Genomic DNA, 14,689 nt, shown 5'->3' on the forward strand with positions numbered 1-14,689 from the left:
ATGCAAAAAAGGGGCAACGTCAAGCACTAAAAATAAGCCTTTTATTCTTTTTGTTCAGTGGAAACAGTCCAAGGTATTTCTAATTTCGACAAATCGCATCAGACCATTATCACCATCGGCACCTTTGATGGGGTGCACATTGGCCACCGCAAGATACTTGAACGCCTCACAAACAATGCCAAAGATTCTGGCCTGAGGTCAACGGTGCTTACTTTTTTCCCACATCCAAGGATGGTCTTGCAAAAAGACACCGATATCAAACTGTTGAACACCTTGGAGGAAAAGACCCAAATTCTGACAAAGATGGGATTAGACTATCTCATCGTACACCCCTTCACCAAACAATTTTCACGACTCTCGGCGACCGATTTTGTAAGGGATATTCTTGTAAACGGACTCAAGGCAAAGAAAGTGGTCATAGGCTATGACCACCGGTTCGGCCGCAATCGAAATGCAAACATCAACGATCTTAAAGCTTTTGGAGAGACCTTGGATTTTGAGGTGGAGGAAATTCCCGCACAAGAAATTGACGATGTCTCCGTCAGTTCCACAAAGATCAGAAAAGCACTGACAGTAGGCGATGTGGCCACGGCCAATAACTATCTCGGCTACGCCTACATGCTCACCGGTACGGTCAAGAAAGGCAAAGAACTGGGGCGACAACTGGGTTTCCCCACGGCCAATCTGGTCATTGCCGAAAACTTCAAGTTGATTCCCAAAAACGGGGCCTATGCGGTCAAGAGCAACATCGACGGCAAACAAGTATTGGGCATGATGAACATCGGACATAATCCCACCGTCTCAAAAGAAAAAAATGGCGGCACCGAAAAGAACATTGAGGTACATTTCTTTGATTTCGATGACAATCTCTACGGGCAAAAGCTGCAGGTCGATGTTCTCGAAAGAATTCGTGACGAACACAAGTTCGATACAATTGAAGAACTGCGCCAACAGTTACAAAAAGATAAAAGTGTTGCTCTCAAGTTAATCGCTTAGGCCGTGGTGAAACAATTTCTCTTCAAACCGATCGACAATGCCCCACTGGTCGTATTTCGCATATTCTATGGTTTTTTGGTAGCCGCTGAATGTTATGGGGCCATCGCTACCGGATGGGTCAGAAGAACGCTCATTGAACCCAAATTTACCTTTAACTTTATCGGTTTTGAATGGCTGCAGCCCTTACCCGACAATGGTATGTACATCTACTTTGCCATTATGGGCACCTTGGGGCTCATGATGATGGTGGGACTTAAATATAGGGTCAGTGCGTTTGCCTTCGCGGTATTGTGGTCGGGGGTATATCTCATGCAAAAAACCTCGTATAACAACCACTATTATCTCTTGATGCTCTTGGCCTATATCATGGCATTTCTTCCTGCTCACCGAGACGCCTCGATAGATGCAAAACTGAACCCTTCGGCACAAACGAACATCATGCCCAATTATATAAGATGGTTCATCATCTCACAATTGTTCATTGTCTATACCTATGCCTCCGTGGCAAAATTATACGGCGATTGGCTTGACTTCAGCATTATCGAGATTTTGATGAAGGGCAAAAAAGGGTATTTTTTGATCGGGGAGCTGTTGCAAGAAAAATGGCTGCATAAATGTGTGGCCGCTTTCGGCATTCTTTTTGACCTCTTGGTCGTGCCCGCCCTGCTCTGGAAACCCACCCGAAAGTGGGCATTTGGCTTTTCGATATTCTTTCACCTGTTCAACAGCTATGTTTTCCGTATCGGTATCTTCCCCTATCTCTCGTTGGCCTTCACCGTATTCTTTTTTGCGCCACAGACCATTCGCAATATTTTCCTTCGGAAAAAGAAAATCGATATCCCGACAGCACTTCCAAAGCCAAAAAAACATAGGTCGATCGTCACGATTGCCGCCATTTATCTTGCCATACAAGTCGCCCTGCCCTTGCGCCATCATTTTTTTGAAGACCATGTGCTATGGACGGAAGAAGGCCATCGACTAAGCTGGCGCATGATGCTCAGAACCCGTTCGGGCTCTCTTACGATAAAGGTCGTCAACAAAGAAACGGGTGAGAAGACCATTGTTGACCTTAACGAGTATCTGACCAAAAAACAGAAGCGAAAAGTGGCCTGTTACCCTGATTTCACTTGGCAATTTGCCCAATATCTGAAAAAAGAACATGCTCAAAAAGGAGAGGATATCTCGGTCTTTGTCAATAGCCGGGTCAAGGTCAACCAACGAAAATACCAATTGTTCATCGACCCCGAGGTAGATTTGGCCAGTGTGCCGTGGAAACATTTCTCGCACCACGAATGGATAATGCCCTCTGGATGGGATTAATTCTTTCCCTTTGATCAACTTTGCTGTAAATTTGCCCAGCAAAACCGATTTCATGCTACAGTTACAGCGAATACGTGAAGACAAAAAAGATATGGTCAAAGCCTTGGCCAAGCGCAACTTGGATGCAGAGGCCATGCTTGACGGCATATTGCGTTTGGATGAAAAAAGACGTGGCCTACAGACCGATCTTGACAATACCTTGGCAGCGTCGAACAAGCTGTCTAAAGAAATCGGTATGCTCTTTAAATCGGGCAAAGCGGCCGAAGCAAATGCCCTGAAGGAAAAAACGGCAGGTTTGAAAGAGCTATCAAAAAGTCTTTCCGATGACTTGAACGACACGGCCGAAGAATTGAAAAACCTATTGTACCAAATTCCGAATATTCCCCATGAATCAGTGCCGGCAGGCAGTTCAGAAGATGACAATGAAGAGACCTTTTCGGCAGGTGACATCCCCGAATTGCAAAAAGATGCACTACCCCATTGGGAACTGGCCAAAGAGTATGACCTCATAGATTTTGAACTGGGCGTGAAAGTGACGGGTTCGGGCTTTCCCATCTACAAAGGCAAGGGTGCCAAGTTGCAACGTGCCCTGATCTCGTATTTTTTGGACAAGAATACCGAAGCGGGCTATACCGAGGTACAACCACCCCTATTGGTGAACGAGGCCTCTGGTTTTGGCACAGGGCAATTGCCCGACAAAGAGGGGCAGATGTACCATGTGCAGGCCGATGATCTTTATCTGATTCCGACCGCAGAGGTACCAATCACCAATATGCTTCGTGATGAGATTTTAGTTGAAAATGATTTTCCGATCAAACTAACGGGCTACACCCCCTGTTTCAGAAGGGAGGCTGGCAGTTATGGTGCCCATGTTCGGGGCCTTAACCGATTGCACCAATTTGACAAGGTAGAAATCGTTCGTGTCGAACATCCTGAAAAATCTTATGAAGCGTTGAATGAAATGGTCGAACATGTAAAGGGTTTACTAAACGAACTGAAACTACCGTATCGAATTTTAAGGCTCTGTGGCGGTGATTTGGGCTTCACAGCTGCCCTTACCTACGATTTTGAGGTTTTTTCAACGGCCCAGGATCGATGGCTTGAAATCAGCTCGGTCTCAAACTTTGAGAGCTATCAGGCGAATCGTCTTAAACTTCGCTACAAAGATGAAAACAACAAAAACCAATTGACTCATACCCTGAACGGCAGCGCCTTGGCCCTGCCCCGCCTCTTAGCAGGGATTTTGGAAAACTACCAAACCGACAAGGGAATCAAAATTCCCGAAGTGTTGGTACCTTATTGTGGTTTTGAGATTATCGATTGATCGCTTTTTTGAGAATTGGTTAGGGCATGTCTAAAAAGAATATGCGCTAAGCATCAATACCCCGTGGCTCGGGCAAAGCAATGGTTTGAGAAGTTTATCAAGATAGACGATGAGCAGTATGCAGAGCGACCTGTATAGGGCGATGCCGAAGGATGGTTAGCGAGATATTGGTTCTTGCAACAAGGTTTTTAAACATGCCCTTAACAGAAAACCATCTTTTTCTCCATTATCTTTGAGCAATGCGATTGATTTATTTCGTTACTTTTTTACTGTTTTTCACTACTGCCAATGCTCAAGAAGACTTTTTGGCAAAACAGTATTTCAATGATGGAGATTACAAAAAGGCCGTGGTTTTTTATGAAAAGTTGGTCAAGAAAAATCCACGGAGAACCGATTATGCCGAAGGTCTTGTAGCCTGCTACCAGCAATTGGAACGTTATGGGGAGGCAGAAGAATTCTTATTGAAAAAAATCGAGCAAAGCTATGCCTTTCCCACTTTTTTTATAGAGCTGGGCTATAACTATACCCTCCAAAACCAACATGAGAAGGCAGACCATTACTATGATATGGCCATTAGAAAAATTGACGAGAACCCTAATTATGGTCATAGCATAGGGGCGCGTTTTCAACAATATGCCCTTTTAGATGAGGCCATAAACGCCTACACACGGGCCATGGCCTTGAAGCCCGACCTGAACTATGATTTTCAATTGGCGCGAATCTATGGTGAAAAGGGCGAAATTGACCATATGTTCGAGGCCTATCTTAATTTAATACGGTTGGGCAAATCATCGCTCTCAAATGTACTGCGGTATATCGACGGTTTCATCTCTGAAGACGCACAAGACGAGAACAATATGAAGCTGCGCCAAATATTGCTCACCAAAGCGCAAAAGAACCCTGATATACTCTGGAACGAAATGCTCAGTTGGTTGTTTGTTCAACAACGGCAATATCAAAGTGCCTTTGCCCAAGAAAGGGCCATTTATAAACGTTCAGAGACAAACTCAGTTGAACGTCTTCAGTATTTGGGAAACATAGCCCTTGAAGAAGAGGATTTTGATACGGCAGGGGATATTTATGTCTTTGTACTCAAGAATACCGAAGACCCCTCTGCCAAACTGAATGCCGAATTGAACCTAGTGGAAATCGACCTTGTCAACGCATCGAAAAAAGATCTTGAAGATATCGACAAACGCTATCAGGATCTTCTTGACCAATATGGTTACCAAAACCAGACCATTGCGCTTCAGATTGCCTATGCCAATTTTTTGACTTTTAGACGCGAGACCCCCGAACCGGCCATTGATGTATTAAAGAAGAGTCTTGCAACTGCTTTGGGGAGATTTCCCGGAGCCAACCTAAAATTGGCCCTGGGCAACATTTTGGTATTTGACCGACGTTTCAATGAGGCGCTCATTTACTTCACGCAAGTGCAAAAAAGCCTCAAAAATGACGTTCTGGGCCAAGAGGCCCGTTTTAAGGTGGCGCAGACCAGCTTTTATAAAGGTGATTTTGATTGGGCACTGACCCAATTGAAGGTATTGCGCAGCTCAACTTCCCAATTGATCGCCAATGACGCCATGCAATTGAGCCTTTTGATTTCAGATAACTCACTTGAAGATTCTACCCAGACCGCCCTGAAAAAATATGCCCGTGCCGATTTGTTGGCCTACCAAAACAAGACTGATGCCGCAATTGAAGTTTTGGAAGATATTCTACAAAACCACAAGGGCGAAAAAATCGAGGACGAGGCCCTTTTGAGACAGGCCCAACTTCATGAGAAGAAGAAGCAATACGAAAAGGCCCGTTTCAATTACCAAAAAATCGTGGAATTCTACTCCCAAGACATTTTGGCCGATGACGCCCATTTTGCCTTGGCCGAGCTATACCGAAAAAAGCTGGATAGTCCTGAAAAGGCAAAGCCCCATTATGAGAAAATTATCTATAGCTTTGAAGACAGCTATTATTTTCCACAGGCTCGTAAAAATTTTCGTATTTTAAGGGGCGATTCCATTAACTGACACTTCCCCCGGACAGTTAATTTCTATGGAATGTATATCTATAACGTAACCATCAATATCGACGACAGCGTACACGACCAATGGCTTGATTGGATGCGTGATGAACACATTCCTGATATGCTGGCCACCGGCAAGTTCACTGCTGCCAAAATGTGCCGTGTGATGGTCGATGAAGAAATGGGCGGCACCACCTATTCCATTCAATACACTTCAAAAGACAAGGACACCTTATCGAGTTACTATAAAGAAGATGCAGATAGATTGCGCAATGAGGGTGTAACACGGTTTGCAAACAAATTTGTGGCCTTCAGAACAGAACTCGAACTCATAAATGAACAATCAATATGATGACCACGCAACGCTATTTCTGTTATTGCGATATGCAGACCAGCGAAAGACAACTAGAAATTTTGGGAAGGAAAATTACCGGCAAAAAAGACATTCTTTCAGGGTTTAAAATGATTGGGGTAGAAGGTTTCGAAGAGCCGTTTGCCACCAGATCGGCAAAACCCCATGATCAAGTCGGGGGAACCCTGTACAACATTTCGTTCGTGGATCTTTTTCATTTAGATGAATACGAGAAACAGTTCAATACCACAAGAATCAAGGCCAAATTAAAATCTGGGCTGATGGCTTGGGTATATATATACGGTCTCAATTAGAAAACAATAAAAATAGATGCCCAAAGACGCTGTCAAGAACAGCCACAAAAAGTCTTCCGTAAGGCCTAAAAAGTATCTTGGCCAACATTTTCTGAAAGATGAGGCCATTGCAGAAAAAATTGCGGGCACCCTTTCCTTTGAAAATTATAGAAAAGTTCTTGAAATTGGCCCTGGTACCGGTATACTGACCAAATACCTTTTACTAAAAGACATTGATTTGGTGGCCATGGATGTCGATTCAGAATCGATTCAATACCTCGGCCAAAAGTTTGCCCAAGACCAAAAGAACAATGATTTCACGATAGTTGGGGCCGATTTTCTGAAACACGACCTGAAAGAACTTTTTAACGACCAACAATTTGCCATAATCGGAAACTTCCCATACAACATTTCGAGCCAAATCGTTTTTAAGACCTTGCAAATACGTTCACAAGTCCCCGAGTTCTCCGGAATGTTTCAAAAAGAGGTGGCACAGCGCATCTGTGCCAAAGAAGGCAGCAAAACCTATGGTATACTTTCGGTACTGACACAAGCCTATTACAATGCCGAATACCTGTTCACCGTGCCGCCACATGTTTTTCATCCGCCACCAAAGGTAGAATCCGGTGTCATACGACTCACAAGAAAGAACCCATACCATCTTGAATGCAACGAAGCTTTGTTTCAACGAGTGGTAAAGACCGCTTTCAACCAAAGGCGAAAAACCTTGCGCAACAGCCTAAAAAGTTTGGGCCTCTCAGATTATCTAAAAGAAGATGCTATCTTTGACCGGCGCCCTGAACAGCTATCGGTAGCTGACTTCACGGCGTTGGTGAAGAAGATAGGCAATGACTCCGTTTAAACTCACAGATGAGCTGTTAGAACAGATCAAGCAATTGATCGACAACAACGAAAATCAGGGGCTTCGGTCAATGATGAAAGAATTTCATTATGCCGATGTGGCCGAGATTGCGGATGAGCTGAATACCGAAGAGGCCACCTATCTCATCAAACTGCTTGACAGCGAAAAGACCTCAGACGTGCTCACCGAAATGGACGAAGACGTTCGTGAAGCGGTTCTGAACAATCTTTCGGCCAAAGAAATCGCTGAAGAACTTGAGGAATTGGACACCGATGATGCCGCAGACATCGTTGGTGAACTGCCCCAAGAGATCGTGCAAGAGGTCATCTCTGAAATCGAAGACAAAGAACACGCCAAAGATATCGTAGATCTTTTGCGCTATGATGAAAACTCTGCCGGTGGACTGATGGCCAAAGAGCTGGTCAAGGTGAACGAAAACTGGACGGTGCTCAACTGCGTCGGCGAAATGAGAAAACAGGCCGAGAACGTGACCCGGGTGCATTCTATTTACGTGGTTGACGATGAAGAAAAACTAAAGGGGCGATTGTCTCTAAAAGACCTGCTGACCGCATCAACAACAACACACATTCGAGATGTTTACATTCCCAAAGTAGATTCGGTGAATGTGAGCGAGAAACCCGAAGAAGTGGCCAAGATCATGCAGAAATATGACCTAGAAGCCATACCCGTTGTAGATGAAATAGGTCGTCTGGTGGGTCGAATCACCATTGACGATATCGTCGATGTCATTCGTGATGAAGCCGAAAAAGATTATCAATTGGCAGCGGGTATCTCACAAGATGTCGAAGCTGACGACAGTATCTGGGAACTCACCCGTGCACGGTTACCCTGGCTCATATTGGGTTTACTGGGCGGCTTGGGAGCCGCGGCCATTATGGGAGGTTTTGAAGAAATGATAAGCAGGCATGCCATTCTTTTTTACTTTACGCCGTTGATAGCCGCCATGGCCGGTAACGTTGGGGTGCAATCGAGTGCCATTATCGTACAGGGCCTGGCGAATGACGATTTAAAGGGGAGTATCGGAAACCGTTTGGTGAAAGAAATGCTCTTGGCCTTGTTAAATGGACTGATTCTCGCCGCACTGTTGTTACTGTTCACCTGGATATGGAAAGGCACCTTTGATACGGCCGTCGCCATTTCGCTTTCATTGGTTGTCGTCATCGTGGTGGCCGGCCTTATCGGTACCTTTATTCCGTTGTTCTTGCATAAACGAAGTATTGACCCTGCGATTGCCACGGGCCCTTTCATCACCACTAGCAATGATATTTTTGGTATCTTGATATATTTCTGGATAGCCAAACTGATTCTCGGTATTTAATTTTCACTCCACTCATGAAGCCCATCAACCTTAAAGAAAAACACACAGCGTTTGAGGCATTATGGCACCCTCACCAAATAGCGGTCGTCGATGATATGCAAGTGTTATTGGCAAAGCTGAAAGGTGAATTTGTCTGGCATGCCCATGAACATGAAGATGAGCTTTTTCAGGTTATCAAAGGCACTTTATATATGCAGTTCAGAGACCGTACCGAAGTGGTCAGGGAAGGTGAGATCATTGTCGTGCCAAAAGGGGTCGAGCATAACCCCATGACAAAAAATGATGAAGAAGTACAGGTACTGCTCTTCGAAAAGCTGACCACTGCCCATACAGGAAACATAAAACACGAAAAAACCAAAACGGTCTATCCGAAAATATGAAGGTCCTACATCTAGATACCAACCATCCATTACTTCTCGAACAATTGGCCGAACTGGGTTTTGAAAACCATGAAGACTATTCTTCTTCAAAACAAGAGATCGAGAAGAAAATACACTTGTACGATGGCATTATTATAAGAAGCCGCATCACCATCGATGAACAATTTCTTGACAAGGCCTCAAACCTAAAGTTCATTGGCCGTGTTGGGGCAGGTATGGAAAACATCTATGTCAGGTATGCCAAGCAAAAAGATATTTTTTTGGCCAATGCCCCCGAAGGCAATCGAAATGCGGTTGGCGAACATACCTTGGGCATGTTGCTCTCATTGACAAACAAGTTGAACAAGGCGCACCGCGAGGTGCGAAAAGGCATTTGGGACCGTGAAGGCAACCGTGGGGTAGAGCTCGAGGGCAAGACCATTGGCATTATCGGTTATGGCAATATGGGCAAGGCCTTTGCACAGAAATTGACGGGTTTTGACGTTGAGGTCATTTGTTATGATATCATTGGCGGTGTGGGTGATGACAATGCCCGCCAAGTGGGTATTTTAGAGCTCAGACAAAAATCCGATGTCATCAGTTTGCATGTTCCCCAGACCGAATTGACATTGGGCATGGTCAATACCGAATTTATAGAAGCCTTTCACAAACCATTTTGGCTATTGAACACGGCCCGGGGCAAATGCGTGGTGACCAAAGATTTGGCGAAAGCCCTAAAATCTGGAAAAGTACTCGGTGCCGGACTGGATGTGTTGGAATACGAAAAGAAGTCATTTGAAAATTGGTTCACCAAAAAACCAAAAGCACTCAAATACCTGAGAAAGGCCCCCAATGTGCTCATGACCCCACATGTCGCGGGTTGGACGGTCGAGAGCAAAGAAAAACTGGCTCAGACCATAGTCGATAAAATCAAAGAGCGTTTTTGTTAAATTTATAGGGTGAAGAAGACCATCTTTGTCTTTTCGGCCCTTATTGTAGCCCTACTCATCTTATTTCAATTGGGCAAGTATTCATTTATCAGGGGCAATATGGCCGTTGAGCTTATCATTGCCATAATCGCCATAGTATTTCTTTTTTTAGGGTTTTACCTAAACCGTAAAACAGCAGCGCCAAAAGAGATGGCCCCGCAACAAATCGACACCAAAAAAATTAAGGAATTGGGCATTAGCCAACGCGAATATCAAGTCTTGATTGAAATTTCACACGGCCTCTCGAACAAAGAAATTGGAAAAAAACTTTTCATTTCTGAAAGCACGATCAAAACCCATGTTTCAAATCTTTTTGTGAAATTAAACGCAAAAAGGCGCACCCAGGCCATCCAAAGGGCCAAAGAACTACACATTATAACCCCTTGATCAGGGGTTTCAGACGAAAGTACCGGCTTTTTGGTACTTTAGTATGAATGCTGTCAAGGTTTCTCCAACTAGTTTTGAACCAAACCTTTAAACAAAAAATGAAAAAAACAGTATTACGGTACGGTCTTTACGGTGGAATCACCATTTGCGTCTTGTTTCTTTTGGCTTGGTTCATGGGAAATGGCCTTAGCTATAGCCTGCAAGAGGTCATAGGCTATATCTCGATGGTAGTATCGCTTAGTTTTGTGTTCTTCGGGATCAAACACTTTCGAGATAGGGAGAACAATGGTAGGGTTAGTTTTTCCAAAGCCTTGGCCATAGGGGTATTGATCAGCTTGATCACCGCTTTGGTCTTTGGTGTTCTAGATGTCATTTATGTTGAATATCTAAATCCAGAATTTATGGATGACTATTATGATCGCTCCATAGCACAGCTGCGAACAACCTTGCCGGCCAACGAGTATGAGGCAAAAGTGGCCGAACTGGAAGCAGAGAAAGAACTATTCATGAATCCCATTTTTAGCTTCTTGATCATGGGAATGACCGTTTTTGTCATTGGCTTTATCATATCTTTAATTTCATCATTGATTTTGCAACGTAACTAACAATACCATGACCATAGATGCCCAAACCGTTGAAGAATACATTTCCAAAGTACCCGACGACCGAAAAGAACCGATAGCCAAGTTACGGGAAACCATAAAAAACAACCTCCCAAGAGGCTTTGAGGAAGGAATAAACTATAAAATGATCGGGTTTTACGTGCCCCATTCGGTTTATCCTTCTGGGTACCACTGCGACCCAAAACTACCGCTTCCGTTCATCAACATTGCTTCGCAAAAGAACTATGTAGCGTTATACCATGCAGGCATTTATGCCGACAAAAAACTCTTGGATTGGTTCATTGCCGAATATCCCAAACAAGCAAAAACAAAATTGGATATGGGCAAGAGCTGTATCCGCTTTAAAAAGATGGATGACATTCCCTACGGGCTCATCGCCCAGCTCTCCCAAAAAATAACGGTAGATGATTGGGTAAGCCTATATGAAAAGAACATTAAAAGATAAAAATGAAAAAAAGAGTGACCGGTCTTGGTGGATTTTTCTTCAAGACCAAAGACCCCGATAAGATCAAAAATTGGTACAAGACCCACTTGGGGCTGAACACCGATCAATATGGTTGTAGTTTTTGGTGGAAAGACCAAGAAGGAAACGATTGTATGACCCAATGGGGGCCGTTCAAAGAAGATACGACCTATTTCAAGCCCAGTGAAAAGCAGTTCATGATGAACTTCAGGGTCGAAAACCTAAAAGAACTGTTGTCGGTACTTGAAAAGGAAGGGGTGACCATAGTGGGTGAAGTCGAAGAATACGATTATGGAAAGTTTGGTTGGATCATGGATCCCGAAGGCAACAAAATAGAGCTTTGGGAGCCTGTTGATAAAGCCTTTTTGGATCAGTAAGCAACAACACTACTATGCTTAGCCCATTGCCCGTCATTTTGTAATTTAGCCGAACGAAAAATCAAAAGATGACGGCAACGGGAAAAATCGAGCTCATGGCACCTGCGGGTAATTTTGAATCGCTCCAAGCAGCTTTGGACAACGGTGCGGATTCTGTCTACTTTGGGGTGGAGCAATTGAACATGAGGGCGCGTTCCAACATCAATTTTGGCCTGAATGACCTCAAAGAGATCGCAACACGTTGTAAGGCCAGAAGCGTACGTACTTACCTTACCTTGAATACCATTATCTACGACCATGACCTATCACTGATCAAGACTATTCTCAAGGCCGCCAAGGCCGCACAGATCACTGCGGTGATCGCAATGGATCAAGCGGTGATTGCCTATGCGCGCCAGATTGACATGGAGGTGCACATCTCTACCCAGATCAATATCACCAATATAGAAACGGTCAAATTCTATGCGCTATTTGCCGACACCATGGTTCTGAGCAGGGAATTAAGCCTAAGACAGGTAAAAAAAATAGTGGCCCAAATTGAAAAAGAAGATGTTAGAGGGCCGTCGGGCAATTTGGTCGAGATCGAAATCTTTGGGCATGGGGCACTTTGTATGGCGGTTTCCGGCAAATGTTATTTGAGCTTACATTCCCATAATTCTTCGGCCAACAGGGGGGCATGCAAACAAAACTGCCGAAAAAAATATACGGTCATCGACCAAGATACCGGTTTTGAAATCGAACTGGACAATGAATATATGATGTCTCCCAAGGATTTATGTACATTGGATTTTTTGGACCAGGTCATTGCCTCGGGAGTAAAAGTGCTCAAAATTGAAGGACGCGGCCGTGCCCCTGAATATGTGGCCAAGGTCATAAAGACATATAGGGAAGCCATTGACGCACATGCTGCGGGGACCTACGATCAAGCTAAAGTGGCCCACTGGATGGGAGAATTGAAAAAAGTATACAACCGTGAATTTTGGAGCGGCTACTATCTAGGCCAAAAATTAGGGGAATGGAGTGATGTGGATGGGTCTAAGGCCACACAAAAAAAAGTCTATTTAGGTAAGGGACAACATTATTTTCCCAAGGCAAAAATCGGTGAGTTCAAAATAGAGGCCTATGATCTAAAGATAGGTGATACCGTATTGATCACAGGGCCAACCACGGGTGCGCAAGAATTTGTGCTCACCCAAATGCTGGTCAATGATGAAAAAAGGGAAAAGGCAACCAAGAACGATTCGTGTACCATTCCGTTAGACTTTCGCATACGCCCCTCTGACAAACTGTACAAAATAGTTAACAACACCTAATGGTAGTGGTCACCTTACAGCGTAAAAAATGTATAGGTTGCAATTACTGTGTAGAATTGGCACCGACGCATTTTCAAATGGCGCGCAATGATGGCAAGAGTGTCTTACTGCACGCCGTAGAGAAAAAAGGGTTTCATACGCTTAAATCTACTGATGACTCAATATACGATTCCTGTAAAGAAGCCCAAAAAGCGTGTCCTGTAAAGATCATTAGCACCAAGTTAGTGTAAGGCAAACTATGTTGTGCACCCTGTTATGTATCAAAAAAATTTGCTACATTTAAGCTTGTACAACCAACAAATTAAAATTATGTCAGAAGAAAACAAAGATTTGGGCGATAAGGCCGAAGAAGCCTTTGACAAAGCAAAAGAAGCTGCAGGTGAAGCGGCCGAAGACGCCAAGGAAGCTGCCGGCGATTTTAAAGAGGAAGCCAAAAAAACCGCCAGTGAATTCACCGAGGGCTTGAAAAATGCTGGTGGGGACAATAAAAAAATACTCGCTGGCATTACGGCCATATTGGTCGGCTGGTTGGGGGTACACAAGTTTATCTTGGGCTACAATAAAGAAGGCTTTATACTTCTCGGGCTTAGTCTTATATCGATCATTTTGGCCTGTACGGTCATTTTTGCCTTTCTTATATATATACCCGGACTTATCGGTTTGATAGAAGGTATCGTCTACCTGACCAAATCAGATGAGGAGTTTTACAACACATACCAGGTGGGCAAAAAACCTTGGTTCTAAAGAAAAAAAGGTCAGAAAAAACACGCTGACCTTTTATTTTTAATATTATTATCGTAATATTGCAATATTAAATTTTAAATGGGAGTCACCAAAACGCATATTTTCTCGTCGGCACAAAACGAAATGGCACAAATTGCCAAAGTATTGGCACATCCTGCCCGAATTGCCATATTGCAGTACATCAGCAAACAAGAAGGGTGCATATGTACCGATCTGGTCGATGAAATAGGTTTGGCGCAGCCCACCATATCACAACACCTTAACGAGATAAAAAAAATAGGACTGCTAAAGGGATCTTTTGAAGGCAAGAACCTTTGTTACTGCATCAATGAAGAACGATGGCAAGAACTTCAAAATAGCTTTAATGCGTTCTTTACAAATATCAACCAAAATTGCTGTTGACCGATTTAAAAACATTAAACAACAACAAATGAAAACAGGTGAATTTCTAGAATTGCTCAAAGCGCACCAAAACAAAGATCTGCGTTTTGAATATCTGCCCAACCAGCTTGTTGGCGCCAACTACCATATCACGGAAGTGAAAAATATTACCATAGAATCTGTCGATTGTGGCGCAAGAACCGATAGCTGGAAGGAAACAGTGGTACAGTTGTGGGAGAGCCCGAAAGAAAAAGATAACGTTTCATTCATGTCTACTTTAAAGGCATTGGGTATCTTGAACAAGGTAAACCGTATGAAACCAATGGTACTGGATACCGAAATCAAATTCGAGTATGGCAACGCACACTTTCATACGGCCCAATTGTTCGTTGAAGAGGCCGTTCAAAACGACACTTCGCTTATTTTGAAGTTATCGGTAGAAAAAACGGATTGTAAGGCAAAGGAAACCTGTGGGGTTACAGAGAAAACAGCTGTTGAAAGCGAAGCATGTTGTGCCCCCGGTGTTGGGTGCTGCTAATGGTATTTG

General features: G+C 43.8%; 19 protein-coding genes. All 19 read left to right on the plus strand.

Annotated elements, in window-relative coordinates; genetic code table 11:
- The first annotated feature begins 57 nt into the window (after positions 1 to 57).
- The 19 genes from L0P89_RS05550 to L0P89_RS05640 all read left to right on the plus strand — a co-directional run bounded on the left by L0P89_RS05550 (position 58) and on the right by L0P89_RS05640 (position 14,680).
- The gene (locus tag L0P89_RS05550; RefSeq protein WP_235267414.1) at positions 58 to 996 is read left to right on the plus strand and encodes a bifunctional riboflavin kinase/FAD synthetase; all 939 of its coding nucleotides are present in this window, start codon (positions 58 to 60) and stop codon (positions 994 to 996) included.
- A 3-nt stretch (positions 997 to 999) separates the two neighbouring features.
- Positions 1,000 to 2,316, plus strand: coding sequence for an HTTM domain-containing protein (locus tag L0P89_RS05555; RefSeq protein ID WP_235267415.1), 1,317 nt, complete (start codon positions 1,000 to 1,002; stop codon positions 2,314 to 2,316).
- Between the two features lie 52 nt (positions 2,317 to 2,368).
- The gene (gene serS, locus L0P89_RS05560; protein WP_235267416.1) at positions 2,369 to 3,640 is read left to right on the plus strand and encodes a serine--tRNA ligase; all 1,272 of its coding nucleotides are present in this window, start codon (positions 2,369 to 2,371) and stop codon (positions 3,638 to 3,640) included.
- A gap of 239 nt (positions 3,641 to 3,879) precedes the next feature.
- Positions 3,880 to 5,664: a tetratricopeptide repeat protein gene (locus L0P89_RS05565; RefSeq protein WP_235267417.1), complete on the plus strand. Its 1,785-nt coding sequence runs from the start codon at positions 3,880 to 3,882 to the stop codon at positions 5,662 to 5,664.
- A gap of 30 nt (positions 5,665 to 5,694) precedes the next feature.
- The gene (locus L0P89_RS05570; protein WP_235267418.1) at positions 5,695 to 6,012 is read left to right on the plus strand and encodes a DUF4286 family protein; all 318 of its coding nucleotides are present in this window, start codon (positions 5,695 to 5,697) and stop codon (positions 6,010 to 6,012) included.
- A complete protein-coding gene (locus tag L0P89_RS05575) occupies positions 6,009 to 6,326 on the plus strand; it encodes a gamma-glutamylcyclotransferase family protein (RefSeq protein ID WP_235267419.1) in 318 nt (105 codons plus the stop codon). The genes L0P89_RS05570 and L0P89_RS05575 overlap by 4 nt, the downstream gene beginning before the upstream one ends.
- A gap of 16 nt (positions 6,327 to 6,342) precedes the next feature.
- Positions 6,343 to 7,167, plus strand: coding sequence for a 16S rRNA (adenine(1518)-N(6)/adenine(1519)-N(6))-dimethyltransferase RsmA (rsmA, locus tag L0P89_RS05580; RefSeq protein WP_235267420.1), 825 nt, complete (start codon positions 6,343 to 6,345; stop codon positions 7,165 to 7,167).
- Positions 7,154 to 8,506, plus strand: coding sequence for a magnesium transporter (mgtE, locus tag L0P89_RS05585; protein WP_235267421.1), 1,353 nt, complete (start codon positions 7,154 to 7,156; stop codon positions 8,504 to 8,506). The genes rsmA and mgtE overlap by 14 nt, the downstream gene beginning before the upstream one ends.
- A 14-nt stretch (positions 8,507 to 8,520) precedes the next feature.
- Positions 8,521 to 8,886 carry a cupin domain-containing protein gene (locus L0P89_RS05590; protein ID WP_235267422.1) on the plus strand — a complete coding sequence of 122 codons (366 nt, stop codon included), beginning with the start codon at positions 8,521 to 8,523 and terminating at the stop codon, positions 8,884 to 8,886.
- Positions 8,883 to 9,815: a 2-hydroxyacid dehydrogenase gene (locus L0P89_RS05595; protein ID WP_235267423.1), complete on the plus strand. Its 933-nt coding sequence runs from the start codon at positions 8,883 to 8,885 to the stop codon at positions 9,813 to 9,815. Before L0P89_RS05590 ends, L0P89_RS05595 begins: the two co-directional genes overlap by 4 nt.
- A gap of 9 nt (positions 9,816 to 9,824) precedes the next feature.
- Positions 9,825 to 10,241, plus strand: a complete 417-nt coding sequence (locus L0P89_RS16995) for a response regulator transcription factor (RefSeq protein ID WP_313790943.1) — start codon at positions 9,825 to 9,827, stop codon at positions 10,239 to 10,241.
- Positions 10,242 to 10,339: 98 nt separating this feature from the next.
- The gene (locus L0P89_RS05605; RefSeq protein ID WP_235267424.1) at positions 10,340 to 10,846 is read left to right on the plus strand and encodes a DUF4199 domain-containing protein; all 507 of its coding nucleotides are present in this window, start codon (positions 10,340 to 10,342) and stop codon (positions 10,844 to 10,846) included.
- A 7-nt stretch (positions 10,847 to 10,853) separates the two neighbouring features.
- On the plus strand, positions 10,854 to 11,309 hold the full coding sequence (locus tag L0P89_RS05610) for a DUF1801 domain-containing protein (protein WP_235267425.1): 456 nt from the start codon (positions 10,854 to 10,856) through the stop codon (positions 11,307 to 11,309).
- Between the two features lie 2 nt (positions 11,310 to 11,311).
- A complete protein-coding gene (locus L0P89_RS05615) occupies positions 11,312 to 11,704 on the plus strand; it encodes a VOC family protein (protein ID WP_235267426.1) in 393 nt (130 codons plus the stop codon).
- Between the two features lie 68 nt (positions 11,705 to 11,772).
- Positions 11,773 to 13,017, plus strand: coding sequence for a peptidase U32 family protein (locus L0P89_RS05620; RefSeq protein WP_235267427.1), 1,245 nt, complete (start codon positions 11,773 to 11,775; stop codon positions 13,015 to 13,017).
- Positions 13,017 to 13,247 (plus strand): ferredoxin, encoded by a 231-nt coding sequence (locus L0P89_RS05625; protein WP_235267428.1) that lies wholly within the window; start codon positions 13,017 to 13,019, stop codon positions 13,245 to 13,247. Before L0P89_RS05620 ends, L0P89_RS05625 begins: the two co-directional genes overlap by 1 nt.
- Before the next feature lie 79 nt (positions 13,248 to 13,326).
- Positions 13,327 to 13,761: a TM2 domain-containing protein gene (locus L0P89_RS05630; protein ID WP_235267429.1), complete on the plus strand. Its 435-nt coding sequence runs from the start codon at positions 13,327 to 13,329 to the stop codon at positions 13,759 to 13,761.
- Between the two features lie 78 nt (positions 13,762 to 13,839).
- Positions 13,840 to 14,163 carry a helix-turn-helix transcriptional regulator gene (locus L0P89_RS05635; RefSeq protein WP_235267430.1) on the plus strand — a complete coding sequence of 108 codons (324 nt, stop codon included), beginning with the start codon at positions 13,840 to 13,842 and terminating at the stop codon, positions 14,161 to 14,163.
- 28 nt (positions 14,164 to 14,191) lie between these two features.
- Entirely contained in the window at positions 14,192 to 14,680 is a 489-nt protein-coding gene (locus tag L0P89_RS05640; RefSeq protein WP_235267431.1) for a DUF6428 family protein, read from the plus strand.
- Positions 14,681 to 14,689: the final 9 nt, after the last annotated feature.

The organism is Muricauda sp. SCSIO 65647 (assembly GCF_021534965.1).
In the GTDB taxonomy this organism is placed as follows: Bacteria; Bacteroidota; Bacteroidia; order Flavobacteriales; family Flavobacteriaceae; genus Flagellimonas_A.

Bases quoted from the DNA above. Each gene is read 5' to 3' on its own strand.
- serS (WP_235267416.1), top strand. From the start codon at position 2,369: ATGCTACAGTTACAGCGAATACGTGAAGACAAAAAAGATATGGTCAAA.
- L0P89_RS05565 (WP_235267417.1), top strand. From the start codon at position 3,880: ATGCGATTGATTTATTTCGTTACTTTTTTACTGTTTTTCACTACTGCC.
- L0P89_RS05570 (WP_235267418.1), top strand. From the start codon at position 5,695: ATGTATATCTATAACGTAACCATCAATATCGACGACAGCGTACACGAC.
- L0P89_RS05575 (WP_235267419.1), top strand. From the start codon at position 6,009: ATGATGACCACGCAACGCTATTTCTGTTATTGCGATATGCAGACCAGC.
- rsmA (WP_235267420.1), top strand. From the start codon at position 6,343: ATGCCCAAAGACGCTGTCAAGAACAGCCACAAAAAGTCTTCCGTAAGG.
- mgtE (WP_235267421.1), top strand. From the start codon at position 7,154: ATGACTCCGTTTAAACTCACAGATGAGCTGTTAGAACAGATCAAGCAA.
- L0P89_RS05590 (WP_235267422.1), top strand. From the start codon at position 8,521: ATGAAGCCCATCAACCTTAAAGAAAAACACACAGCGTTTGAGGCATTA.
- L0P89_RS05595 (WP_235267423.1), top strand. From the start codon at position 8,883: ATGAAGGTCCTACATCTAGATACCAACCATCCATTACTTCTCGAACAA.
- L0P89_RS05605 (WP_235267424.1), top strand. From the start codon at position 10,340: ATGAAAAAAACAGTATTACGGTACGGTCTTTACGGTGGAATCACCATT.
- L0P89_RS05610 (WP_235267425.1), top strand. From the start codon at position 10,854: ATGACCATAGATGCCCAAACCGTTGAAGAATACATTTCCAAAGTACCC.
- L0P89_RS05615 (WP_235267426.1), top strand. From the start codon at position 11,312: ATGAAAAAAAGAGTGACCGGTCTTGGTGGATTTTTCTTCAAGACCAAA.
- L0P89_RS05620 (WP_235267427.1), top strand. From the start codon at position 11,773: ATGACGGCAACGGGAAAAATCGAGCTCATGGCACCTGCGGGTAATTTT.
- L0P89_RS05625 (WP_235267428.1), top strand. From the start codon at position 13,017: ATGGTAGTGGTCACCTTACAGCGTAAAAAATGTATAGGTTGCAATTAC.
- L0P89_RS05630 (WP_235267429.1), top strand. From the start codon at position 13,327: ATGTCAGAAGAAAACAAAGATTTGGGCGATAAGGCCGAAGAAGCCTTT.
- L0P89_RS05635 (WP_235267430.1), top strand. From the start codon at position 13,840: ATGGGAGTCACCAAAACGCATATTTTCTCGTCGGCACAAAACGAAATG.
- L0P89_RS05640 (WP_235267431.1), top strand. From the start codon at position 14,192: ATGAAAACAGGTGAATTTCTAGAATTGCTCAAAGCGCACCAAAACAAA.